The sequence below is a fragment of the Streptomyces sp. NPDC002701 genome (genome assembly GCF_042889045.1).
In the GTDB taxonomy this organism is placed as follows: Bacteria; Actinomycetota; Actinomycetes; order Streptomycetales; family Streptomycetaceae; genus Streptomyces.
The window spans coordinates 103,775-126,985 of the sequence record NZ_JBIAQL010000009.1 but is presented as its reverse complement, the minus strand read 5'-3'; the positions used below and the strand labels follow the sequence as shown (position 1 = coordinate 126,985).

Genomic DNA, 23,211 nt, shown 5'->3' with positions numbered 1-23,211 from the left:
AACTACCGCCTCCCGAGGGCCTCCCGCGCACCTGCCCACAAGGCTCTGCCGAATCTCGGCTACCCCAGCAAGGACTCTTGAAACAAGGGGAGTTGAGGCCAATCACAAAGTCCGGAACACCCCTTCTGCGGGCAGACACAGATGTACCCCCAACCGTCCACGATTGGGGGTACAGCAGCTTGTCGCCGGGCTGCGCCTGGCTGGAATCAGCCGTGCGGTCCGGCGGCCGGTCAGACCTGGACGGTCCGCGGCTTGTGGGAGGGCCTCTTGGCCTCGTAGGCCGAGATGTCCGCCTCGTTCTGCAGGGTGATGGAGATGTCGTCCAGCCCGTTCAGCAGCCGCCAGCGGGCGTTCTCGTCGAGCTCGAAGGCGGCCGTGATGCCCTCGGCGCGCACCTCACGGGCCTCCAGGTCGACCGTGACCTCGGCCTCGGGGTCCCGGTCGGTGAGCTCCCACAGCGCGTCCACGATCTTCTGCTCCAGCACCACCGTGAGCAGGCCGTTCTTGAGCGAGTTACCGCGGAAGATGTCCGCGAAGCGGGACGAGATCACGGCCTTGAAGCCGTAGTTCTGCAGCGCCCACACGGCGTGCTCGCGCGAGGATCCCGTGCCGAAGTCGGGTCCCGCGACGAGCACCGTGGCTCCCTCGCGCTCGGGCTGGTTGAGGATGAAGGACGGGTCCTTGCGCCAGGCTTCGAAGAGCCCGTCCTCGAAGCCGTCCCTGGTCACCTTCTTGAGCCAGTGGGCGGGGATGATCTGGTCGGTGTCGACGTTGCTGCGGCGCAGCGGGACCGCCCGGCCGGTGTGCGTGGTGAATGCTTCCATGGCTATCGGACTCCAGCGGGCGTGCGGTCGTCGGCTTCGGACAGGTCGGCGGGGGAGGCCAGATGGCCCAGCACCGCCGTCGCGGCGGCGACCTGCGGTGACACCAGGTGGGTACGGCCGCCCTTGCCCTGCCTGCCCTCGAAGTTGCGGTTGGAGGTGGACGCGGAGCGCTCACCGGGGGCCAGCTGGTCGGGGTTCATGCCCAGGCACATCGAGCAGCCCGCGTGCCGCCATTCGGCGCCGGCCTCCTTGAAGACCAGGTCCAGGCCCTCGGAGACGGCCTGCAGACCGACGCGCGCGGAGCCGGGGACCACCAGCATCCGTACGCCGTCGGCGACTTTGCGGCCCTCGACGACGGACGCGGCGGCCCGCAGGTCCTCGATACGGCCGTTGGTGCACGAACCTACGAAGACGGTGTCGACCTTGATGTCGCGCAGCGGCTGTCCGGCGGTCAGCCCCATGTACTCCAGGGCCTTTTCGGCGGCGAAGCGCTCCGATGCGTCTTCGTACGAGGCCGGGTCGGGGACGGCCGCCGAAAGCGGGGCGCCCTGGCCCGGGTTGGTGCCCCAGGTGACGAACGGCGCGAGGGAGGCGGCGTCGATGACGACCTCCGCGTCGAATTCGGCGTCCTCGTCCGACTTCAGGGTCTTCCAGTACGCGACGGCGGCGTCCCAGTCCTCGCCCTCGGGGGCGTGGGCGCGGCCCTTGATGTACGCGAAGGTGGTCTCGTCGGGGGCGATCATGCCCGCGCGGGCGCCGGCCTCGATCGACATGTTGCAGATGGTCATGCGGGCCTCCATCGAGAGTTTCTCGATGGCGGAGCCCCGGTACTCCAGGATGTAGCCCTGGCCGCCGCCCGTGCCGATCTTGGTGATGATCGCCAAGATCAGGTCCTTGGCCGTGACGTCCTCGGGCAGTTCGCCGTCGACCGTGATGGCCATGGTCCTGGGGCGCGCCAGCGGCAGGGTCTGGGTGGCCAGCACGTGCTCGACCTGGGAGGTGCCGATGCCGAAGGCCAGCGCTCCGAAGGCGCCGTGCGTGGAGGTGTGGGAGTCACCGCACACGACCGTGGTGCCGGGCTGGGTCAGGCCCAGCTGCGGGCCCACGACGTGCACGACACCCTGCTCGACGTCGCCCAGCGAGTGCAGGCGCACGCCGAACTCGGCGCAGTTCTTGCGCAGCGTCTCCAGCTGGGCCCGGGAGACCGGGTCCGCGATGGGCTTGTCGATGTCGAGGGTGGGGGTGTTGTGGTCCTCGGTCGCGATGGTGAGGTCGAGCCGGCGCACGGGGCGCCCGGCCTGACGGAGACCGTCGAACGCCTGGGGGCTGGTCACCTCGTGCAGCAGGTGCAGATCGATGAAGAGGAGGTCGGGCTCGCCCTCCGCGCGCCGGACGACATGGTCGTCCCAGACCTTCTCCGCGAGTGTCCTACCCATCGCTTTCCCTCCGGCCGGCCTGTGTGGGCGCCGGCCCAACTAGAGATTTCCGGGGCGGCCGCGTCCGTACCCCCCGTACCGGACGTCTTCCGCCGGGCCCGTTGGTCCGCGGGCCGTGTATGTATCAGGGTGGCGCGTTCCACGGGAAATTGAACTTGCGTTTCACAGAGTGAGACGCGAGTATCGTTTCATGGACAACAGCAGCGGCGTCGGCGTTCTGGACAAGGCAGCCCTTGTCCTGAGCGCACTGGAGTCCGGTCCGGCCACCCTCGCGGGCCTGGTCGCGGCGACCGGACTGGCACGGCCCACGGCACATCGGCTCGCCGTGGCACTCGAACACCACCGCATGGTGGCGCGTGACATGCAGGGGCGTTTCATTCTCGGCCCCCGGCTGGCGGAGCTGGCCGCGGCCGCCGGCGAGGACCGGCTCCTCGCGACGGCGGGCCCGGTGCTCACGCATCTGCGGGACATCACGGGCGAGAGCGCGCAGCTCTACCGCCGCCAGGGCGACATGCGCATCTGCGTCGCCGCGGCGGAGCGCCTGTCGGGTCTCAGGGACACGGTCCCGGTCGGTTCGACGCTCACCATGAAGGCGGGCTCCTCGGCCCAGATCCTGATGGCCTGGGAGGAGCCGGAGCGCCTGCACCGCGGGCTCCAGGGCGCCCGCTTCACGGCGACGGCCCTGTCGGGCGTACGGCGCCGGGGCTGGGCCCAGTCGATCGGCGAACGCGAGCCGGGCGTCGCGTCCGTCTCCGCGCCGGTGCGCGGGCCCTCGAACCGCGTGGTCGCCGCCGTCTCGGTGTCGGGGCCGATCGAGCGTCTGACGCGTCACCCGGGCCGGATGCACGCCCAGGCGGTCATCGACGCGGCCGGCCGCCTGTCCGAGGCCCTGCGCCGCACCAGCTGACCCCGCACCCTTCGACGTCCCCCCGGCCGGTCGCTCCAACGCCGCAGCGAACGGCCGGAGTCGATGTCCTGACGGTGCGCAGCACGAAGAAGCCCTCCCCTGGTGGGGAGGGCTTCCTGTTCGTGTACCCCCGACCGGATTCGAACCGGCGCTACTGCCGTGAGAGGGCAGCGTGCTAGGCCGCTACACAACGGGGGCGAGGACCACAAGTGATCCAGCTGGGCTACCAGGACTCGAACCTAGAACAACGGAACCAGAAACCGTCGTGTTGCCAATTACACCATAGCCCAATAGTGGTCTAGACCACTCGTACCCCCGACCGGATTCGAACCGGCGCTACCGCCTTGAGAGGGCGGCGTGCTAGGCCGCTACACAACGGGGGCCCTAGCGATCCTGCATGAGAGGCAGCGGGTGCGACCCGTACTGTCCCCCTGGGAAGGATCTGTACCCCCGACCGGATTCGAACCGGCGCTACCGCCTTGAGAGGGCGGCGTGCTAGGCCGCTACACAACGGGGGCCTTGCAGAACTGGTGTCTGCGATGCAGATAAGCTCTGCGAGCTGGCCTACCAGGACTCGAACCTAGACTAACGGAACCAGAAACCGTCGTGCTGCCAATTACACCATAGGCCACTGAAACTCAACCCCCGTGGGGATTTTGTTTTAGCTTGCGTCTCCGACCTCCGGCCTTTCGACCTGCTCTTCGGCGGCGCAGGAAGAACATTACCTGAAGGTGGACGGCGCTCCAAAACGGGTATCGGGCCCGAGGATCGCCGGGAGTTCGGCCAGCGACACGATGCGGCGCAGGCGGGAGAGCCGATCCGCCGGCCCGTCCGCCGCGGCGTCCGGACCGGGAGGCGTGACGGCACTCACGCCCGTGCGGTCGATCCAGACCGAGAACAGTCCGGCGTCGGCGGCGCCGCGCCCGTCGATCTCCGGGTGGTCCCCGACGTACACGACCTGGTGCGGTGGCAGTTCCAGGGCCTCGCAGGCCGCGTGGAAAGCCTCCGCCGCGGGCTTGGAGACGCCCAGTTCGGCCGCGCACAGCACCGTCTCGAAGCGATCCCGTACGCCGAGGACGCGCAGTTTGTGGTCCTGGACGCGAAGGCTCGAGTTGGAGAGCACGGCGTGGCGGTGGCTGCCCGCCAGGAGGTCGAGGACCGGCAGCACGTCCGGGAACAGCGCCCAGGCCGTCTCGTAGTGGCGCAGGTACCGGACGAACCAGTCCTCCGCCTCCGTGTCGGTCATGGGCCGGTCCAGGAACGCCCGCACCCGGTCCCGCCGGCCGCCGGCCCAGTCCACCTCGCCCGCCGCGAACCTCGCCCACTGCTGGTCGGTGAGCTCGCGCCACCGGCCGAGGGCCTGCTCGACGGACGCGTACCGGTCGAGCAGGCCCTCGGCCGCCAGATGCCCGCGCATCCCGGCACGGTCCGCCGTGGTGTAGTCGAAGATCGTGTCGTCCACGTCCCACAGCACGGCTCGGATCGTCATGGCTCGACGGTACCGCCGGACGCCGCCCCTCCCGTGGCCCCGTGCACGCCTACGCGGCCAGCTTCGCCAGCGCCGCGTCGATGCGCGCCAGCGCCTTCTCCCGGCCCAGGATCTCCAGGGACTCGAAGAGCGGCAGGCCGACCGTGCGGCCGGTGACGGCGACCCGGACCGGCGCCTGCGCCTTGCCCAGCTTGAGGCCGTGGGCCTCACCGGCGGCCAGCACGGCCTCCTTGAGGGACTCGGCGGAGGTCCAGTCGGCGGACTCCAGCTTCTCGCGGGCCGTCGCGAGCAGCGCGTCGGAGCCGTCCTTCATCGCCTTCGTCCAGGACGCCTCGTCGAAGGCCGGCTCCGGGAGGAACAGGAAGTCGACGTTGTCGGTGATCTCGGAGAGGACCTTGAGGCGGGTCTGGGCGTGCGGGGCGATCGCGTCCCACTTGGCGGCGTCGAAGTCCTCCGGTGCCCAGGGCGCGAAGGGGGCCTTGAGCCAGGGGGCGCAGCGCTGGGCGAACTCCTTCACGTCGAGCAGCCGGATGTGGTCCGCGTTGATGGCCTCGGCCTTCTTGAGGTCGAAGCGGGCCGGGTTGGGGTTCACGTCCGCGACGTCGAAGGCGGCGACCATCTCCTCGACGGTGAAGATGTCGCGGTCCGCGGAGAGCGACCAGCCGAGGAGCGACAGGTAGTTCAGCAGGCCCTCCGGGAGGAAGCCGCGCTCCCGGTAGAGGTTCAGCGAGGACTCCGGGTCGCGCTTGGAGAGCTTCTTGTTGCCCTCGCCCATCACATAGGGGAGGTGGCCGAAGGCCGGGGTCTCCTTGGCGACGCCCAGCTCGGTCAGCGCCCTGTAGAGGGCGATCTGGCGGGGGGTGGAGGAGAGCAGGTCCTCGCCGCGCAGGACGTGGGTGATCTCCATCAGGGCGTCGTCGACCGGGTTGACCAGCGTGTAGAGCGGGGCGCCGTTGGCGCGGACGATCCCGTAGTCCGGCACGTTCTCCGGGAGGTAGGTGATCTCGCCGCGGACCAGGTCCGTGAAGGTGATCGGCTCGTCGGGCATGCGGAAGCGGACGATGGGCGTGCGGCCCTCGGCCTCGTACGCGCTCTTCTGCTCGGCGGTCAGCTCGCGGCAGTGGCCGTCGTAACCGGACGGCCTGCCCGCCGCGCGCGCGGCGTCGCGGCGGGCGTCCAGCTCCGGCGTCGAGCAGTAGCAATGGTAGGCGCGGCCGGTGTCCAGGAGCTTCTGGGCGACGTCCTTGTAGAGGTCCATGCGCTGCGACTGGCGGTACGGCGCGTGGGGGCCGCCGGTCTCGGGGCCCTCGTCCCAGTCGAAGCCCAGCCAGCGCAGCGAGTCCAGGAGCTGCTCGTACGACTCCTCGGAGTCGCGGGCCGCGTCGGTGTCCTCGATGCGGAAGACGAAGGTGCCGCCGGTGTGGCGGGCGTACGCCCAGTTGAACAGGGCCGTGCGGACCAGGCCCACGTGGGGGTTGCCGGTCGGGGACGGACAGAAACGTACGCGTGGGGGCACCCCCTGTCCGAGCGGAGTCGACGACTTGGGGGAGTTCGCGTTAGCCACGCTTGATCACCTTGTTGGTGAGAGTGCCGATGCCTTCGATGGTGACGGCGACCTCGTCGCCGACGGTGAGGGGGCCGACCCCTGCCGGGGTGCCCGTGAGGACGACGTCGCCGGGGAGCAGCGTCATGGCCTCGGTGATGTTGACGATCAGGTCCTCGATGGAGTGGATCATCTCGCCGGTACGGCCCAGCTGGCGCTGCTGCCCGTTGACCGTGCACTGGATGGTGAGGTCGGACGGGTCGAGGTCGGTCTCCACCCAGGGGCCCAGCGGGCAGGAGGAGTCGAAGCCCTTGGCGCGGGCCCACTGCTTCTCGCGCCGCTGGACGTCACGCGCGGTGACGTCGTTGGCGCAGGTGTAGCCGAGGATCACGTCCTTGACGCGGTCGCGCGGCACCTCGCGGCACATCCGGCCGATGACCACGGCCAGCTCGGCCTCGTGGTGCAGCTCCTCGGAGAAGGAGGGGTACGCGATGTCGTCGCCGGAGCCGATCACCGAGGTGGACGGCTTGAAGAAGGCGAACGGGGCGTCGGGCACCTCGCCGCCCATCTCCTTGGCGTGGTCCGCGTAGTTGCGGCCGAAGGCGACGACCTTGTTGGGGAGCACGGGCGGCAGGAGGCGGACCTTGCTCAGCGGGACCTTGGTCCCGGAGAGCTCGAAGTCCGCGAACGGGATGCCCTTGATGATGTCGAGCACGAGGCCGTCGGTCGATCCAGGAGGGCTCTCGCCCTCGACCGCACCGAACGCGACGTTGCCGTCGATGGAGAACCTGGCGATGCGCACGGGATCGTTGCGCCCCTCACTGAGCTGGCCGGAGTCTGATGCTCCAGGCTAACGCGGCGGGGGGCGCCGCCTCGCTCGCATCGGGCCGGGGAGCCCGTGGGAGGCTTTACTCGGTGACGGCCGCCGCGACCGGGACGTCCATCAGGATCGTGCGGCGGGGGTTGGCGGTCTGCGCGGGGAGCTCGACGGCGTGCTCCTGCTGTTCCGGCGCACCCAGCTCTTCGGCGTCCTCGAGGTGCGCCAGCGTGGTGCGTCGCGGGTTGGCTATGTTGCGGAACATCATCGTCGTCTTCATCTGGGGTTACAGGCCCTGTTCGATCGTGGCGCCGGCGGCTCAGGAACCGCCGTTCAGGCGCGGGTTGTCGGATTTGCCATCCCTGTAAAGCGTCAGGCTAAACATGCGATTCCCTGTCGAACCCGTGAAGACGCCGTGATCGTTGTGTGAGTTTCCTCACTTACTGCTAGGCAAACCGGTCAATTCAGGCCCCCAACCCCAGGGGACGAACAGGGCATTACGCCACGGAAGACATCATTCCGCTCCTGATCATGGCGACTGGGACACCGCTTGCCCGAGAAGGTCTCGTCCCCATGTGTCCGTTATGGATGAGGTCACCCTCTACGGCTGGTGACACCCCCCTCACGTGCTGTCACGGAGGTCACAGCATGGCTCATGGGCCTTGTTGGAGATCCGGCACTGTGCTGAAATTCCTCGGACCGCCGCAGGAACGAACCGGCGCGCAGGGGCGCAACGCAGCGCCGAGTGGCGGCGGGAAAGGGGAACCTGCGCCGGTCACTCACGACCACCACTGGGAGCGCGTTCAGGGCGCTCCCAAGACGCCGACACCGTCCCGCCGTTCACGCGGAGGGGCGCCTGGTCCAGAGGTTGCGACGCTAGTGCAGGGACGTTTCAAGAGGGATGGCAGCGCTTCGGCGGAGCCGGAGCCGCAAGGCGGGACTGGCCCCCGGGCAGTCGGCTCCTCGCCCCAGCACGCCCAGAACCCGGGACCGGCGCAGGCCGGCAACAGTGGTGACCGCTCTCGCCCCGGCGCGCCCAAGGGCACTCAGGGCAAGAACGGTCCCGACGCGGCGAACGGCGCTCCCGGCGCCGCGCCCACCGCGTCCCCGAAGGCGAAGGCGAAGACCCCCGGCCCGGGCCCGCGCATAGCCCTGCGCAACTGGCGCATCTCCACGCGTCTGGTCTCGCTGCTCGCGCTGCCCGTGGTCGCGGCCACCTCGCTGGGCGCGCTGCGCATCAGCGACACCATGGACGAGATCCAGCAGCTCGAGAACATGAAGCTGCTGACCGACATGACCAAGCAGGCGACCGAGCTCGCCGCCGCGCTCCAGGAGGAGCGTGACAAGTCGGCCGGTCCGCTCGCCAACGGCACGAAGGCCAGCGACGTCTCGATCAAGGGCCTGCGCGACAAGACGGACCGTGCGCGTGCCGCCTTCATGGAAGGCACCCACGAGCTCGACGACGCGGACAACAACGAGAACCTCGACGGCGTCCGGGACAACGTGGTGGCGATCGCCACCCAGCTGAACACCCTCAGCGGCATCCGCAACAACGCCTTCCAGGACGACCAGAACTCCTCCCAGTCGGTCGAGGCGTACCACCGGCTCATCGAGCAGTTGCTCGGCCTCTCCCAGGACATGGCCGAGGCGACCAGCAACCCGGAGATGATCCAGCGCACGCGCGCCCTGGCGGCCTTCTCGTCCGCCAAGGAGTACGCGTCCATCCAGCGCGCGATCATCGCCGCGGCCCTGCCTCCCACCGACAAGACGTTCGGTGAGCTCTCCCCGAACGACCGGCAGTACGGTCTCTCCGCCTTCGAGAACCAGCGCTTCGAGCTCACCAGCTTCGCGAGCATCTACGAGGGCAACGCGGCCGAGCTCACCAAGCCGCTGGACGAGCCGAGCCCGACCATCAAGGACGCGGACGGCTACCTGCAGCGCGTGCTGCAGCGCAACAACGGTCTGCAGGCGCGGGCCAAGCGCTCGTACCTGGACTGGGTGGACGCGGACTCCTCGCGCATCCAGGAGATGTCGAAGATCGAGCTCACGCTCCTCAACCAGATGGAGCAGAAGGCCCGCGAGCTGCGCAACGAGGCCGAGCAGGAAGCGATCATCTCCGGTGCGCTGATCCTGCTGGTGCTCGGTGTGTCGCTGGTCGGCGCCTTCGTGGTGGCCCGCTCGATGATCCGCTCGCTGCGCCGGCTGCAGGACACGGCGACGAAGGTCGCCCAGGACCGGCTGCCCGAGCTGGTCAAGCAGCTCTCCGAGTCCGACCCGCAGGACGTCGACACATCCGTCGAGTCGGTCGGTGTGCACTCCAAGGACGAGATCGGCCAGGTCGCCGCGGCCTTCGACGACGTGCACCGCGAGGCGGTCCGACTGGCCGCCGAGCAGGCCCTGCTGCGGGGCAACGTCAACGCGATGTTCACCAACCTCTCGCGCCGCTCCCAGGGTCTCATCCAGCGTCAGCTCTCGCTCATCTCCGAGCTGGAGTCCCGCGAGGCCGACCCGGACCAGCTGTCCTCGCTGTTCAAGCTCGACCACCTCGCGACCCGCATGCGCCGTAACGGCGAGAACCTCCTCGTCCTCGCCGGTGAGGAACCCGGCCGCCGCTGGACCCGCCCGGTCCCGCTGGTCGACGTGCTGCGTGCCGCGGCCTCCGAGGTGGAGCAGTACGAGCGCATCGAGCTCTCGTCGGTGCCCACCACCGAGGTCGCCGGACGCGTGGTCAACGACCTCGTGCACCTGCTCGCCGAGCTGCTGGAGAACGCCACCTCGTTCTCCTCCCCGCAGACCAAGGTCAAGGTCACCGGTCACGCGCTGCCCGACGGCCGCGTACTGATCGAGATCCACGACACCGGTATCGGCCTCTCGCCCGAGGACCTCGCGGCGATCAACGAGCGGCTCGCCTCGCCGCCCACCGTGGACGTCTCCGTCTCCCGCCGCATGGGTCTGTTCGTGGTCGGCCGCCTCTCGCAGCGCCACGGCATCCGCATCCAGCTGCGCCCGTCCGACTCCGGTGGTACGACCGCGCTGGTCATGCTGCCGGTCGACGTCGCGCAGGGCGGCAAGAAGGTACCGGGCAACAAGCAGGGCCAGGGTGCCCCCGGCGTCGGCGGTCCGGCGGCGGCGCAGGCCGCGGCCGGTGTCGCGGCGGCCCGCCGGGGCGGTGCCGGAAGCGGTCCCGCCCTCGGCGGAGGTGCTCCCGGCGGTGGCAACGGCGGCCGGCTCAACCCGCCGCCGCAGCGCGGACAGGTCGGCGCCGGCAGCGCCCCGCGGGCCGCGCTGCCCAGGCCCGAGGGAGGCGGCTTCCCCGGTGGACCGGGTGCGCCCGGCGGGCGTGGCCAGCAGGTTCCCCAGCAGCCGCAGCAGCCTCCGCAGAACAGGCCGGCCCCCGCCGGCGCGGGTGCTCCGCAGAGCTTCAACGGCTTCGGCAACGACTCCGGCCGGCCGGACATGTTCGGCGGCGGGCGCCAGGACACCATGGGCGGCAACCGCGGCCCCGGGTCCCCGCAGCAGCCCCAGCAGCGGCCCGCCGGCAACGGCGAGCAGGGCCACCGGTCCCAGCCGCAGTCGCCGCAGCTGCCGCCCCGCGGCGGTCCGCGCGCCGAGCTGCCGGGCGGCAACCCGCAGCCGCGCGTGCCCAGCTGGAGCGACGACAACGCGCAGCCGCCGGTGCCGCGTTCCGCGCCGGACGCCCCGCGCGGCCACGAGGAGCCGGACGTCACCTCGCAGATGCCGCGGATCGACGACCGGCAGGGCGGACCCGCCTCCACCGCCGAGTTCCAGCGGCCCGACTACGACGCCCCGCGTCCCGGTACGGGTGCGCAGCAGGGCGGCGGGCAGTTCGTCCGCCCGGACGTGTTCGGTACCCCGAATCCTTCCGCCGCGGGGCACAACCCGCAGGCGGGCGGCCAGTACAACCGTCAGGACCCGGCGCAGTACAACCGCCAGGACCCGGCCCAGTACGCGCCGAACGGCTACGACAACGGTTCCACCGGGCAGTTCCCGGCGCAGGGCCGCGAGGCCCAGCAGGACACCGGCCAGTTCCCGGCGCAGGGCTACGGCGAGCGGCAGGGCGGCGGTGGCACCGGGCAGTTCGAGCGGCCCGCGGGCGGCAGCCGTCCGCAGCAGCGCCCGCAGTCGCGGCGCCGCCCCTCGCTCCCCCAGGAGCCGGACACCCGGGGTGCCGCGCAGCGGCCCGACGAGGTCCGGGGGCCGAACGACGGCTGGGAGCTGCCGCCGGCGACGGGTCCCGGCGACGGGCGTACGCCGCTGTACGACACCCTGGAGACCAACTGGTTCAACCAGTCGCAGGGCCAGGCGCAGGGCGGCGACGGCGCCCAGAACGAGCAGGTGCCGCAGCAGCCCGCACAGGCTCCCGCGGCACCCCAGCGTCCGGCACCCGCCGGCGCTGCCGCCTCATGGCGGTCCACCCCCAATGACGAACTCGGCCGCCAGGCCGAGCGGGTACGCCAGCCCACCGCGGGTGGCGTCACCGTCTCGGGTCTGCCGCGCCGGGTTCCCCGCGCGAACCTCGTCGCCGGGACGGCTCAGCAGCAACAGCACCAAACCGGTCCGCAGGTCTCGCGTGCGCCCGATGACGTACGCGGTCGGCTGACCAACCTTCGTAGGGGCATTCAGCAGGGTCGCCAGGCCGGTACCGGCCAGACCGGCAGCTTCCCCAGCCCCACTCACCAGCAGGAGCGTTAGTTGAGCCAGATGAGCCAGGCGGCACAGAACCTCAACTGGTTGATCACCAACTTCGTTGACAACACCCCCGGGGTGTCCCACACCGTCGTCGTCTCCGCCGACGGACTCCTTCTGGCGATGTCCGAGGGCTTCCCGCGCGACCGCGCCGATCAGCTCGCGGCCGTCGCCTCCGGACTCACGTCCCTGACAGCCGGCGCCTCACGCATCTTCGAGGGCGGCACGGTGGCCCAGACCGTCGTCGAGATGGAACGGGGTTTCCTGTTCCTGATGTCCATCTCGGACGGGTCGTCCCTCGCGGTCCTGTCCCACCCGGACTGCGACATCGGCCTCGTCGGTTACGAGATGGCTCTGCTGGTGGACCGTGCGGGCGCCGTGCTCACACCGGATCTGCGGGCGGAGCTCCAGGGCAGCCTGCTCCACTAGCAAGGTTCTACCGCACACAGGAAAAACCGTCCGGCCGCCCTCCCCCCACCGGCCCCGTCAGACGGCACGACTGACCGACTTGCTGTCCCGCCCGGAGGATCCATGACCCCGCCCACCGCCTCTCATGATCCGTACGCACATTCGTACGAGGATGAGGGCGACCAGCCGCTGGTACGTCCCTACGCGATGACCGGCGGCCGGACCCGGCCGCGCTACCAGCTCGCCATAGAGGCACTGATCAGCACCACGGCCGATCCGGCAGCGCTCATGGGACTGCTCCCCGAGCACCAGCGGATCTGCCACCTCTGCCGTGAAGTGAAGTCGGTGGCCGAGGTGTCGGCCCTGCTGTCCATGCCCCTGGGCGTGGCACGGATTCTTGTCGCGGACCTCGCGGAGGCCGGACTCGTCGCGATCCACCAGCCGGGTGGCGACGAGAGCAATGGCGGCGCCCCGGACGTGACACTGCTCGAAAGGGTGCTCAGTGGACTTCGCAAGCTCTGACGGAGGGCGGGCGACCACCTCCGCGAAGATCGTGGTGGCGGGTGGTTTCGGCGTCGGCAAGACCACGTTCGTGGGTGCCGTCTCCGAGATCAACCCGCTGCGTACCGAGGCCGTCATGACGTCCGCCTCGGCGGGCATCGACGACCTGACCCACACCGGGGACAAGACGACGACCACCGTCGCCATGGACTTCGGCCGCATCACCCTGGACCAGGACCTGATCCTGTACCTCTTCGGTACGCCGGGTCAGGACCGCTTCTGGTTCATGTGGGACGACCTGGTACGCGGCGCCATCGGTGCCGTCGTCCTGGTCGACACCCGCAGGCTCGCCGACTGCTTCCCCGCGGTCGACTACTTCGAGAACAGCGGACTGCCGTTCGTCATCGCCCTCAACGGCTTCGACGGACACCAGCCGTACACCCCCGAAGAAGTCCGCGAGGCGCTGCAGATCGGGCCCGACGCCCCGATCATCACGACCGACGCCCGCCACCGGTCGGACGCCAAGAGCGCCCTGATCACGCTGGTCGAGCACGCCCTCATGGCGCGCCTGCGGTAGGGCCCGTCCGGAGGAGTATGTCCTGGCAAGCAAGTCGGCAACGCCGTACGGAAGTTGTCGTAGACGCATCGGAGCCGGCTGTGTCGTTTGACACGGTCGGCCTCGGTGTTCATAACGTTTCGACAGAGATATCGAGTGGTGCTGCCACGCGTCGCGGTCGTCTGATGCCGCTGTGCTCACAAAAGCCCCGTCTTTTGGCGGGGCTCGTTCTTTATGACCGTTTTATCTGCGGCTCACATCACCCGGAATCTTTGGTTCCGAGTGTTTGGAGGAGCCCACCCTGACGTGCTGGAATGCCAGAACTGCCCAGTAGTAAGGGCCGGAAGACACACCGGCACGACGAGAGTGCCGAGCCGAGAGGTTGTTGGTCGAGTGAGGCGAAGCAAGAACGGTCCCGAGCCGTCGGCACGGGGCAACTTCACCCCGCCGCCGCGCGGAGCGGCACCTGCACATGTGCCCGGCTCGGAGCCGACGGCCCCACCCCCGCCCAGCGGCGGCCGTCTCTCTCCGCGCAACTGGCGCGTACCGACCAGGCTGAACGCGATCCTGCTCATACCCGTGCTGGTCGGCCTCGTCATGGGCGGCTTCCAGGTGAAGAGCTCGATCGACACCTGGCAGGAGGCCGAGGACGCCGAGAACACCGCGCGCCTGGTCCGTGCCGCCCTGACCTACGGCGACAAGCTGTACGCCGAGCGTGACATCACGGCCGCTCCCCTGCTGCAGGGCAAGGGTGAGAAGGACGCGACCGTCGTCAAGGCCCGCCGTGAGACGGACACCGCTGCCGTCGCCTTCAACGAGGCCGTCGAGAGCATGCCGGCCAAGCCCGGCCTCGAACGCCGCCTCGGTATCTTCCGGGAGCAGGAGCCCAAGCTCGCGACGCTGCGCAAGGCCGCGTACACGACGAAACTCAAGGGCGTGGAGACCGAAGAGGGCTACGTCGAGATCCAGCACCCGCTGATGGAGTTCGCCAACGAACTCGGTCTGGGTACCGGAAACATCACCAGCTACGGCCGTACGGTCTACGCGATCTCCCTCTCCAAGGCCGCTCTCTCGCTCCAGCGTTCCATCGGCATGCACCTGCTGATCAAGCCGGGCCCGTCCGACGACAGCCTGGCCAAGCAGCGGGTCGCCCTCACCTCCTACGCCTACCTCGAGGGCATCGCCATCGAGGAGTACATCGGCGGTGGTACCGACGCCGACGCCGCCAAGCTCGACCAGGCCAGGAAGCAGATCGAGACCGACGGCGCGGCCCAGGCCAAGGAGGCCGCGGAGGCCGCCCAGGCCCGGGGCCAGACCTACGTCCCGCCGCCGTCCAACCCCACCGCGATGGTCAGCGGACTCGGCACCCTCACGTCGACCGACGCCGCCGCCCGCTCCGCGCTCGCCGACAAGGGCATCACGGACCAGAACTGGTGGGCGGTGAACACCGCCAAGTACAACGCCTACCGCACGATCGAGGCGGACCTCGCGGACAAGGCCGTGGCCGAGGCGTCGACCATCGCCTCCGACGCCAGGCGCGACGCCTTCATCACCGGTGCCGCCGTCGTCATCGCCCTGCTCGCCGCCTTCATCCTGGCCGGCATGGTGGCCCGCCAGATGAGCCGCGCCATGCGCCAGCTGCGCAACGCGGCCTTCGGTGTCGCCGAGCAGCGCCTGCCGATGCTGGTCGACCAGCTCTCCCGCACCGACCCGGGCCGCGTGGACACCCGCGTGCAGCCCATCCCGATCACCACCACGGACGAGATCGGCGAGGTCGCCCGCGCCTTCGACCAGGTCCACCGCGAGGCCGTGCGGCTCGCCGCCGAGCAGGCCCTGCTGCGGGGCAACATCAACGCGATCTTCACCAACCTGTCGCGCCGCAACCAGTCCCTGATCGAGGGCCAGCTGACCCTCATCACCGACCTGGAGAACAACGAGGCCGACCCGGACCAGCTGGAGAGCCTCTTCCGCCTGGACCACCTCGCGACCCGTATGCGCCGCAACGGCGAGAACCTCCTGGTCCTCGCCGGCGAGGAGCCGGGCCGCCGCTGGGACCAGCCGGTCCCGCTGGTCGACGTGCTGCGCGCCGCCTCCTCCGAGGTGGAGCAGTACGAGCGCGTCGAGCTCTCCGGGGTTCCGGAGGCCGAGATCCACGGCCGTGCCGTGACCGACCTCGTGCACCTGCTCGCCGAGCTCCTGGAGAACGCCACCACGTTCTCCTCCCCGCAGACCAAGGTCCGCGTCACCGCGACCCGGCTGCCGGACGGCCGCATCATGGTCGAGATCCACGACAAGGGAATCGGCCTGACCGCCGAGGACTTCGCGGACATCAACCACAAGCTGGCCAACCCGCCGACCGTGGACGCCGCGATCTCGCAGCGCATGGGCCTCTTCGTGGTCGGCCGGCTGTCCGACCGGCACGGCATCCGCGTCCAGCTGCGCCCCTCCGGCGAACAGGCCGGCACGACCTCGCTCGTCATGCTCCCTGACGCGATCACCCACGGTGGCGGCGGCGAGCACCAGGTGCAGCGCGACGACTTCACGGTCTCGCAGATCATCCCGGAGCACGCGCAGCAGCCCTTCCAGGGCGAGGAGTTCCAGAGCGTCCAGCCGCCGCTGCGCACGGCCGCCGAACTGGGCTTCGACGACAGCCGTTACAACCCCGAGGTCCCGGACGACATACGGGAACTGGACCCGGTGGGCCGTTCGCTGATGCGCGAGGAGCGCCGCGCGGCCCTGGAGGCCCAGGCGCAGGGTCCCGAGGGCGAGGCCCCGTCCTTCCAGGGTGAGTTCGACCCGCAGCAGGCGTACGAGAACGGGCAGCCGGGCTACGAGAACGGGCAGGCCGGTTACGAGAACGGGCAGGCCGCGTTCGAGGGCACGGCGCCCGCGTCGTACGGCGAGGCGCCCGGGTACGAGCAGGAGACCCGGCAGACGCCGTACGAGGACCAGCAGCAGACGTCGTACGACGAGACGTACTTCCCGCCGGCCGGCGGATACCCTGACCCCTCCTATACGGAGCCGGTCCAGGAGGGGCAGCAGCAGGCGCAGGTCCCCGGGCAGGACGGGTTCCCGGCCTTCGGTGAGCAGACCTACCAGGACGACTGGCCGCAGCAGGACACGTACCAGAACGGCTACTCCGCCGAGTACGCTCCCGAAACGGAATCCCCGCAGGCCGCTGACGTGGCCGAGCAGGACCGCGTAGGCTTCGATGTCCCGGGACCGGTCCCCTCCAGCGCCCCCGAGCTCACCGACGCCGGGCTTCCGCGCCGCGGAACCACCGACGCCGGACTCCCCCGCCGCGGATCCACCGCGAGCGGCCGGCAGTCCGCGGGCCAGGAGTCACCGGCACCCTTCGCGAACAACGACAGCACCAACGGCGGCAACGGCACGGGCAAGGGCGACTGGCGGTCGAACAACGACCAGATGTGGCACCGGGCCGAAGCGCTGAAGCAGCCCAAGGCGGGCGGGGTCACCTCCTCCGGCCTGCCGCGGCGGGTACCCAAGGCCAACCTGGTCGAGGGCACCGCGGAATCGACCCCACAGGGCGGCCCCCAGGTCTCCCGCGCTCCCGAGGACATCCGGGGCAGGTTGAGCAACCTGCGCCGGGGCGTCCAGCGGGGGCGTGACGCAGGCAGCGATACGAACGGTCAGGGTTTCGGCTCTGACAGCACCTACAACCAGGAGCGTTAGTGTGAGCCCGATGAGCCAGGCGGCACAGAACCTGAACTGGTTGATCACCAACTTCGTGGACAACACCCCCGGGGTGTCCCACACGGTGGTGGTCTCCGCCGACGGACTCCTTCTGGCGATGTCCGAAGGGTTCCCGCGTGACCGTGCCGACCAGCTGGCAGCCGTCGCGTCGGGCCTGACCTCACTGACCGCGGGCGCGTCCCGCATCTTCGAGGGCGGGAGCGTGAACCAGACCGTTGTGGAGATGGAGCGCGGATTCCTCTTCATCATGTCCATTTCCGACGGTTCCTCACTCGCGGTTCTCGCACATCCGGAAGCGGACATCGGTCTCGTCGGGTACGAGATGGCCCTTCTGGTCGACCGTGCCGGTACGGTCCTGACGCCGGATCTGCGTGCGGAGCTCCAGGGGAGCCTTCTCAACTAGCAGACAAGCGATGCGTTTTGGCGTCCCGTGGCCGTAAGGTTTCGGGACGCGGCCTCATATTGATGGGCCCGGCACATTTGGAGGAGGAGAAAGTGGCGACACCCCCAGGCGGTTCGTCTTCGGGCAACTGGTCCTACGGCCAGGGCGGCCAGGGCGGCGACGGTTCGCCGAACCGGTACAACTTCCCCTCCGCACCGAGCCCACGACGCCAGCAGCCGTACTCACCCCAAGGTCCCGGCCCCTCGCCGTACGACCAGCCGCCGGCGCCGCGCATCCAGCCCGTGCAGCCGCATCGGCGCTCGCCCGAACCGTCTCCCGCGGGAGGTGCCAGCAACCCGCTGGTCCGCCCCTACGCGATGACGGGCGGCCGTACCAGGCCGCGGTACCAGCTCGCCATCGAGGCACTGGTGCACACCACCGCGCAGCCGCATCAGATGCAGGGCCAGTTGCCCGAGCATCAGCGGATCTGCAACCTCTGCCGGGAGATCAAGTCGGTGGCCGAGATCTCGGCCCTGCTGACGATCCCTCTCGGCGTGGCCAGGATCCTCGTCGCCGACTTGGCGGAGGCGGGCCTGGTCGCCATTCATCAGCCCGGCGGCGACGAGAACGCCGGCGGCCAGCCAGATGTGACACTGCTCGAAAGGGTGCTCAGTGGACTTCGCAAGCTCTAGCGGCGGTCCTTCCCGCTCAACCACCTCGGCGAAGATCGTGGTGGCGGGTGGCTTCGGCGTGGGCAAGACCACGTTCGTCGGGGCCGTCTCGGAGATCAACCCGCTGCGTACCGAGGCCGTCATGACGTCCGCTTCGGCGGGCATCGACGACCTCACCCACACCGGGGACAAAACCACCACCACGGTGGCCATGGACTTCGGTCGTATCACCCTGGACCAGGACCTGATCCTGTACCTCTTCGGTACGCCCGGCCAGGACCGCTTCTGGTTCATGTGGGACGACCTGGTACGCGGCGCGATCGGTGCGATCGTGCTCGTCGACACGCGCCGTCTCGCCGACTGCTTCCCGGCGGTCGACTACTTCGAGAACAGCGGACTGCCGTTCGTCATCGCCCTCAACGGCTTCGACGGCAGCCAGCCGTACAATCCGGACGAGGTCCGGGAGGCGCTGCAGATCGGTCCGGACACGCCGATCATCACGACGGACGCGCGGCATCGGGCCGACGCGAAGTCGGCGCTGATCACGTTGGTGGAGCATGCGCTGATGGCGCGCCTGCGGTAGCCTGCGGCGCCGCCCAGCCCTGCAAAAAGGGGGCCCCTCTCCAGGGGCCCCCTTTTTGGTGCCTCATGCCCCGTACGTCGTCGTCTGCGACCGCGTCGTGGCCGTTCGCGCAGTTCCCCGCGCCCCTCAAAGACCGCCGTCGAGTGCGGGTGCGTTGGGGCTGAGCGCGCAGTTCCCCGCGCCCCCAGGTACCTGGGGGCGCGGGGAACTGCGCGGGTGGCCCCCACCGGGGTGCGGGTGAGGGTATGCGGAAGGGCCCCCGCTCTGAGAGCGGGGGCCCTTTCGGGAAGGCTCAGCGCCAGCTGTGCGGGGCGCGGAAGCCCGGTTCGCGCTCCAGGCGGCGCCAGCCGGCGCGGGCTCGGCCGCGGTGGGCCGGCGCGGCGTCCGTCGGGGCGGAGGCGGCGCGGGCCAGCAGGATCGCGGTGACCGCGGCGACTTCCTCGGGCCCGGCAAGGCCCTTCTCGACGCGGATATCAGGAATGTCCATGGGTGTCAGTCTCCGTGAGAGAGAGGTACGCGGCGTTGCCGCGATGGGTCGACCCGGTTACTACTGCGGCGGGTTTCCGTGCTTGCGGGAGGGCAGATCCGCGTGCTTCGTGCGGAGCATCGCCAGCGAGCGGATGAGGATCTCGCGAGTCTCGGCGGGGTCGATGACGTCGTCGACCAGACCACGCTCGGCGGCGTAGTAGGGGTGCATCAGCTCGGCCTTGTACTCCTTGACCATGCGTACCCGCATCGCCTCGGGGTCCTCCGCGTCCGCGATCTGCCGGCGGAAGATGACGTTCGCCGCGCCCTCCGCGCCCATCACGGCGATCTCGTTCGTCGGCCACGCGTAGGTGAGGTCGGCGCCGATGGACTGGCTGTCCATGACGATGTACGCGCCGCCGTACGCCTTGCGCAGGATCAGCGAGATCCGCGGCACGGTCGCGTTGCAGTAGGCGTAGAGGAGCTTCGCGCCGTGGCGGATGATCCCGCCGTGCTCCTGGTCGACACCGGGCAGGAACCCGGGAACGTCCAGCAGCGTGATGATCGGGATGTTGAAAGCGTCGCACATCTGCACGAAACGCGCAGCTTTTTCCGACGCCTCGATGTCCAGCACGCCCGCCAGCGCCTGCGGCTGGTTGGCGACGATGCCCACTACCTGGCCGTCGAGCCGCGCCAGGGCGCAGATGATGTTGCGGGCCCAGCGCTCGTGGACCTCCAGGTAGTCGCCGTCGTCGACGAGCTCCTCGATGACCTTGGTCATGTCGTACGGACGGCTGCCGTCCGCCGGCACCAGGTCCAGGAGCACGTCCGAGCGGCGGTCCGCCGGGTCCTCCGACTCGGTGGTCGGCGGGTTCTCGCGGTTGTTCTGCGGCAGCATCGACAGGAGGTAGCGAACCTCCGCGATGCAGGTCTCCTCGTCGTCGTACGCGAAGTGCGCGACGCCGCTCGTCTCGGCGTGGACGTCCGCGCCGCCGAGACCGTTCTGGGTGATCTCCTCGCCGGTGACCGCCTTGACGACGTCCGGTCCGGTGATGAACATCTGCGAGGTCTCACGGACCATGAACACGAAGTCGGTCAGCGCGGGGCTGTAGGCCGCGCCGCCCGCGCACGGGCCGAGCATGACCGAGATCTGCGGGATGACGCCCGAGGCGCGGGTGTTGCGCTGGAAGATGCCGCCGTAGCCGGCGAGCGCGCTGACGCCCTCCTGGATACGGGCGCCCGCGCCGTCGTTCAGCGAGACCAGCGGCGCCCCGGCCGCGATGGCCATGTCCATGATCTTGTGGATCTTCGTGGCGTGGGCCTCGCCCAGCGCTCCGCCGAAGATCCGGAAGTCGTGCGCGTACACGAAGACCGTGCGGCCCTCGACCGTGCCCCAGCCGGTGACGACTCCGTCGGTGTAGGGCTTCTTGGTCTCCAGGCCGAAGCCGGTCGCCCGGTGCCGCCGCAGCTGCTCGACCTCGTTGAACGAGCCCTCGTCCAGCAGCAGCTCGATCCGCTCGCGGGAGGTCAGCTTGCCCTTGGCGTGCTGCGCCGCGGTCGCCTTGTCGCTGGGTCCGCGAAGAGCCTCCGCACGGATCGCCTGCAGCTCGGCCACCCGCCCACGGGAATCCGCGGGCTCGCCGGTCGAGGATTCGGTCTCGTCCAAAACGGTCATGTAGCGACCTTACGAAACCCACCAAGGAAAGCGGGCCGTCGACTCCGTACAGTCTCCGGCCCGTTTTACTGGTAGCCCTGAACAGAACCTCGACCACATACAGGCGATCCGACTGCTCAGAGGGCCTGGGGCTTGTAGGGGTTGCACAAAGCTGTCAGCTGAGAGTCGCCTCACATTCATGCGTGTCGCATGCCGTCCCCGGAGTGACGCGCAGCCGCAGCCGGCGTCCGGTGGCGAGCACCTCGATACCCGGGCCGGCGCGTTCGACCCTTCGTACGGGATGCTCCCAGACGATCTCCAGGGCGTCTCCGGTGCGGGGCGGTTCGCTGACGCAGAGGGTGGCGGTGCGGCCCCGGCGGCGCAGGAGCACGCTCGCGGGGGCGGAGGAGGTGAGCGGTCCCGCCGTGCCCGGCCGCCAGAAGGTGGCCGCGAGCAGTCCCAGGGACGGTACGGACAGGGCCTGGCGGCCGGAGTCGTTGGCGAGGACCGACAGCCGTCGCCGGTCCGCGGCGCGGGCGGCGACCGTGCGCCGCGAGGCACCGGGCAGCAGGACGTAGGCGTACGTGGCGTCCACCGGGTCCGTGCCGTGGTCGAGCCAGAGCGTCTGCCAGCGGCGGGTACGGCGTTCGGTGGTGCTGGTGGTGTTGATGTCGGACCAGGCGCCGGTGCGGTCCTCCCGCAGCGTGCGCAGGACGGGCCCGTCCGGTCCGGATCCGCCCTGCCCCGATCCGTCCGGTCCGGGTCCGTTCAGGAGGATCCAGCCTCCGTGGCCTTCCAGGTGCGCCCAGCCGGGCCCCCGCACGAAAGCCTGTGTGCCGCCCTCCCCCAGGTTCCTGTTGTCGACGACCGTCTCGACCGGGACGCCGTCCGTCGCGGTGATCCCCGCGCCGAGGCAGACGATCGCGTCGTCGAGGCAGAACCACGACTTGCGGGCTTCGAGGGTCGATCCCAGGCCCTTCACGTGCTGCCCGATTGCCGCGTACCGCCCGTCCGTGGTGCCGCCGACCCAGCGCACGGCGGGTCTCGGCTCGCCCCACTCGCCGCCCGCCCGGTCGGCGAGCCGCTTGGTGGACACGGTCGTTCCGGGGAGCCGGTACCAGTCGACGGTCGGCCAGAACCAGTCCGTGTACTGGTCCGAACGCTCCTCGTGCGCCCACCAGTAGAGCATTCCGGCGCCCGTGTGCCAGCCGCGCGGGTTCTCCCCGTTGCCGCACTCGTAGTGGGCGATCCGCTCGCTCGCCATGGCGATGTTCGCGGTGAAGGCGGGGCCGCGGTGGACGGCCCGGTCCATCGCGGCGAAGAGGTGGTGCCCGGCCGGCTCGGGCGCGGCGGAGAGGTCCGACCCGGCGACGGCGTGCAGCCGGGCCAGGTCGGCGACCCCGAACTGCCGCGCCGTCAGGACGGGTGTGACGGTGTCCCGTTCGATCCAGCCCTTGATCCGTCCGTGCCAGCGCTCGCGTACGGCCGCGCTCGCGCCCCGGGCGAGGAGCGCGATCGCGGCGATCAGCGCCTGGCCGTGGAAGTGGTCGCTGCGCATCACCTGCCGGTCGTCGCTCTTCAGGTACCCCCGGCTGATGGCGCGTCCGTTGACGCTGTCCATCATCAGCCCGTCGTGGATCAGCGGGGCGTACGCCCGCTCCACGCTGTCGAGGACGATCTGTCTGCCGGGATCGGTCACCTCCCACGCGGAACCGGCGAGCAGCGCGAAGAGGCGGCCGAGTCCGTCGAGCAGGACCTGTCCGTACGTCCCCGAGTACGCGACCCAGGTGTGCTGGACGAAGGACCCGTCGGCGTAGAGCCCGTCCCCCCGCGTGACGTACGGGAAGACCGGGGAGAGCGCGTCCCGGGCGAGGGCGATCTTCTGCGGGGCGCGGCCGAGGATGCCGCGCAGGGCGACGGACCGGCAGAGGTCGACGCGGTTGGCGCCGGTCGAGGTGCCGGTGTAGTCGCCGAGCATGCTGTCGGGGACGAAGTGGTCGACGGCGGCGCAGGCGGCGGTGATCCGCGCCTGCGTGAGCTCGTCGTGGAGGGCGGCCACGATGTCCGTGAGGAGCCGGGGGCTGCCGATCTGCCACTCCCACCAGTTGCCGTAGCGGGTCGTGGCGGGGTTGTAGACGGTGGCGGACAGGTGGTCGAGGCCACGCAGGACGTCCGCGAGCAGCCCGGCGTCGCCGGTGGAGCCGGTGCCGTCCTGGACGTACGCCTGCGTCATCGTCCACAGCCTGCTGTAGCTCTGGGTGATGCCGGCGGGCGGGTCGTACGGGTGACCGGGCCACAGCGAGTTCGCCGCCGGGGCCATGGACGCCCGGAAGCCCCGGGCCAGTTCGCCGGTCTCGGCCAGGCGGGACGCGTACGGCTCGGCGGCCGGGTCGTAGCCGGTGCCGAGGGAGATCTCCAGCCAGCGGCGGCGGAGCGTGTCGTACGCGTCGGCCCGCGCCCCCTCCGCGTACGCGGAGGGGGCGGACGGGAGGAGCGGGGCGCCCGGTGCGAGCGCCGCCGCGAGCAGGAACGTACGGCGGGTCGGAGTCATGCC

General features: G+C 70.2%; 18 protein-coding genes and 5 tRNA genes. 9 read left to right on the top strand and 14 right to left on the bottom strand.

Features of this window, described 5'->3' with window-relative positions; all coding sequences use genetic code 11:
* Positions 1–230: 230 nt before the first annotated feature.
* Both leuD and leuC read right to left on the bottom strand, forming a co-directional pair.
* Positions 231–824, bottom strand: a complete 594-nt coding sequence (gene leuD / locus ACFYXC_RS24130; RefSeq protein ID WP_388911150.1) for a 3-isopropylmalate dehydratase small subunit — start codon at positions 822–824, stop codon at positions 231–233.
* Between the two features lie 2 nt (positions 825–826).
* Positions 827–2,260: a 3-isopropylmalate dehydratase large subunit gene (gene leuC, locus ACFYXC_RS24125; RefSeq protein ID WP_388911147.1), complete on the bottom strand. Its 1,434-nt coding sequence runs from the start codon at positions 2,258–2,260 to the stop codon at positions 827–829.
* Positions 2,261–2,450: 190 nt separating this feature from the next.
* Between leuC and ndgR the strand changes: the two genes are divergently transcribed.
* Complete coding sequence (ndgR, locus tag ACFYXC_RS24120; protein ID WP_123997509.1) at positions 2,451–3,167, top strand: IclR family transcriptional regulator NdgR; 717 nt, start codon at positions 2,451–2,453, stop codon at positions 3,165–3,167.
* A gap of 125 nt (positions 3,168–3,292) precedes the next feature.
* Here ndgR and ACFYXC_RS24115 read toward each other — a convergent pair.
* The 9 genes from ACFYXC_RS24115 to ACFYXC_RS24075 form a co-directional block, all read right to left on the bottom strand.
* Positions 3,293–3,365 (bottom strand) — tRNA-Glu (locus ACFYXC_RS24115).
* Between the two features lie 20 nt (positions 3,366–3,385).
* Positions 3,386–3,457 (bottom strand) — tRNA-Gln (locus ACFYXC_RS24110).
* A gap of 20 nt (positions 3,458–3,477) precedes the next feature.
* Positions 3,478–3,550: transfer RNA gene (locus ACFYXC_RS24105), tRNA-Glu, on the bottom strand.
* Positions 3,551–3,612: 62 nt separating this feature from the next.
* A tRNA-Glu gene (locus ACFYXC_RS24100) sits at positions 3,613–3,685 on the bottom strand.
* A gap of 41 nt (positions 3,686–3,726) precedes the next feature.
* Positions 3,727–3,798, bottom strand: a tRNA-Gln gene (locus ACFYXC_RS24095).
* A 90-nt stretch (positions 3,799–3,888) separates the two neighbouring features.
* Entirely contained in the window at positions 3,889–4,656 is a 768-nt protein-coding gene (locus ACFYXC_RS24090; protein WP_388911142.1) for an HAD family hydrolase, read from the bottom strand.
* Positions 4,657–4,705: 49 nt separating this feature from the next.
* Positions 4,706–6,220 carry a glutamate--tRNA ligase gene (gene gltX / locus ACFYXC_RS24085; RefSeq protein WP_389554003.1) on the bottom strand — a complete coding sequence of 505 codons (1,515 nt, stop codon included), beginning with the start codon at positions 6,218–6,220 and terminating at the stop codon, positions 4,706–4,708.
* Positions 6,213–7,001, bottom strand: a complete 789-nt coding sequence (locus tag ACFYXC_RS24080) for a fumarylacetoacetate hydrolase family protein (RefSeq protein ID WP_389554002.1) — start codon at positions 6,999–7,001, stop codon at positions 6,213–6,215. Before ACFYXC_RS24080 ends, gltX begins: the two co-directional genes overlap by 8 nt.
* Before the next feature lie 106 nt (positions 7,002–7,107).
* Positions 7,108–7,296 (bottom strand): hypothetical protein, encoded by a 189-nt coding sequence (locus ACFYXC_RS24075; RefSeq protein WP_388911135.1) that lies wholly within the window; start codon positions 7,294–7,296, stop codon positions 7,108–7,110.
* A 599-nt stretch (positions 7,297–7,895) separates the two neighbouring features.
* Between ACFYXC_RS24075 and ACFYXC_RS24070 the strand changes: the two genes are divergently transcribed.
* The 8 genes from ACFYXC_RS24070 (at position 7,896) to ACFYXC_RS24035 (ending at position 18,538) form a co-directional block, all read left to right on the top strand.
* On the top strand, positions 7,896–11,729 hold the full coding sequence (locus ACFYXC_RS24070) for a nitrate- and nitrite sensing domain-containing protein (protein WP_389554001.1): 3,834 nt from the start codon (positions 7,896–7,898) through the stop codon (positions 11,727–11,729).
* Positions 11,730–11,738: 9 nt separating this feature from the next.
* A complete protein-coding gene (locus ACFYXC_RS24065; protein ID WP_055520031.1) occupies positions 11,739–12,152 on the top strand; it encodes a roadblock/LC7 domain-containing protein in 414 nt (137 codons plus the stop codon).
* A 102-nt stretch (positions 12,153–12,254) separates the two neighbouring features.
* Positions 12,255–12,653 carry a DUF742 domain-containing protein gene (locus ACFYXC_RS24060; protein ID WP_221362254.1) on the top strand — a complete coding sequence of 133 codons (399 nt, stop codon included), beginning with the start codon at positions 12,255–12,257 and terminating at the stop codon, positions 12,651–12,653.
* The gene (locus ACFYXC_RS24055) at positions 12,634–13,209 is read left to right on the top strand and encodes an ATP/GTP-binding protein (RefSeq protein ID WP_055520027.1); all 576 of its coding nucleotides are present in this window, start codon (positions 12,634–12,636) and stop codon (positions 13,207–13,209) included. The genes ACFYXC_RS24060 and ACFYXC_RS24055 overlap by 20 nt, the downstream gene beginning before the upstream one ends.
* Before the next feature lie 372 nt (positions 13,210–13,581).
* Positions 13,582–16,881 (top strand): nitrate- and nitrite sensing domain-containing protein, encoded by a 3,300-nt coding sequence (locus tag ACFYXC_RS24050; protein WP_388911130.1) that lies wholly within the window; start codon positions 13,582–13,584, stop codon positions 16,879–16,881.
* Positions 16,882–16,891: 10 nt separating this feature from the next.
* Positions 16,892–17,305 (top strand): roadblock/LC7 domain-containing protein, encoded by a 414-nt coding sequence (locus tag ACFYXC_RS24045; RefSeq protein WP_033321188.1) that lies wholly within the window; start codon positions 16,892–16,894, stop codon positions 17,303–17,305.
* 92 nt (positions 17,306–17,397) lie between these two features.
* Positions 17,398–17,976, top strand: a complete 579-nt coding sequence (locus ACFYXC_RS24040) for a DUF742 domain-containing protein (RefSeq protein ID WP_388911128.1) — start codon at positions 17,398–17,400, stop codon at positions 17,974–17,976.
* Positions 17,957–18,538, top strand: a complete 582-nt coding sequence (locus ACFYXC_RS24035) for an ATP/GTP-binding protein (protein WP_006375305.1) — start codon at positions 17,957–17,959, stop codon at positions 18,536–18,538. Before ACFYXC_RS24040 ends, ACFYXC_RS24035 begins: the two co-directional genes overlap by 20 nt.
* A 292-nt stretch (positions 18,539–18,830) precedes the next feature.
* On the opposite strand, the gene ACFYXC_RS24030 is transcribed toward ACFYXC_RS24035, so the two are convergent.
* The 3 genes from ACFYXC_RS24030 to ACFYXC_RS24020 all read right to left on the bottom strand — a co-directional run bounded on the left by ACFYXC_RS24030 (position 18,831) and on the right by ACFYXC_RS24020 (position 23,208).
* Positions 18,831–19,025 (bottom strand): acyl-CoA carboxylase subunit epsilon, encoded by a 195-nt coding sequence (locus ACFYXC_RS24030; RefSeq protein ID WP_389554000.1) that lies wholly within the window; start codon positions 19,023–19,025, stop codon positions 18,831–18,833.
* Positions 19,026–19,085: 60 nt separating this feature from the next.
* Positions 19,086–20,678 (bottom strand): acyl-CoA carboxylase subunit beta, encoded by a 1,593-nt coding sequence (locus ACFYXC_RS24025; RefSeq protein WP_388911122.1) that lies wholly within the window; start codon positions 20,676–20,678, stop codon positions 19,086–19,088.
* Between the two features lie 154 nt (positions 20,679–20,832).
* Positions 20,833–23,208 (bottom strand): polysaccharide lyase 8 family protein, encoded by a 2,376-nt coding sequence (locus tag ACFYXC_RS24020; RefSeq protein ID WP_389553999.1) that lies wholly within the window; start codon positions 23,206–23,208, stop codon positions 20,833–20,835.
* Between the last annotated feature and the right edge of the window lie 3 nt (positions 23,209–23,211).

What these genes read in the sequence shown, in the direction of transcription:
- ACFYXC_RS24030 (WP_389554000.1), bottom strand. Translation starts at nt 19,025, where the DNA reads ATGGACATTCCTGATATCCGCGTCGAGAAGGGCCTTGCCGGGCCCGAG.
- ndgR (WP_123997509.1), top strand. Translation starts at nt 2,451, where the DNA reads ATGGACAACAGCAGCGGCGTCGGCGTTCTGGACAAGGCAGCCCTTGTC.
- ACFYXC_RS24075 (WP_388911135.1), bottom strand. Translation starts at nt 7,296, where the DNA reads ATGAAGACGACGATGATGTTCCGCAACATAGCCAACCCGCGACGCACC.
- leuD (WP_388911150.1), bottom strand. Translation starts at nt 824, where the DNA reads ATGGAAGCATTCACCACGCACACCGGCCGGGCGGTCCCGCTGCGCCGC.
- ACFYXC_RS24020 (WP_389553999.1), bottom strand. Translation starts at nt 23,208, where the DNA reads ATGACTCCGACCCGCCGTACGTTCCTGCTCGCGGCGGCGCTCGCACCG.
- ACFYXC_RS24065 (WP_055520031.1), top strand. Translation starts at nt 11,739, where the DNA reads ATGAGCCAGGCGGCACAGAACCTCAACTGGTTGATCACCAACTTCGTT.
- ACFYXC_RS24045 (WP_033321188.1), top strand. Translation starts at nt 16,892, where the DNA reads ATGAGCCAGGCGGCACAGAACCTGAACTGGTTGATCACCAACTTCGTG.
- ACFYXC_RS24090 (WP_388911142.1), bottom strand. Translation starts at nt 4,656, where the DNA reads ATGACGATCCGAGCCGTGCTGTGGGACGTGGACGACACGATCTTCGAC.
- leuC (WP_388911147.1), bottom strand. Translation starts at nt 2,260, where the DNA reads ATGGGTAGGACACTCGCGGAGAAGGTCTGGGACGACCATGTCGTCCGG.
- ACFYXC_RS24060 (WP_221362254.1), top strand. Translation starts at nt 12,255, where the DNA reads ATGACCCCGCCCACCGCCTCTCATGATCCGTACGCACATTCGTACGAG.
- ACFYXC_RS24025 (WP_388911122.1), bottom strand. Translation starts at nt 20,678, where the DNA reads ATGACCGTTTTGGACGAGACCGAATCCTCGACCGGCGAGCCCGCGGAT.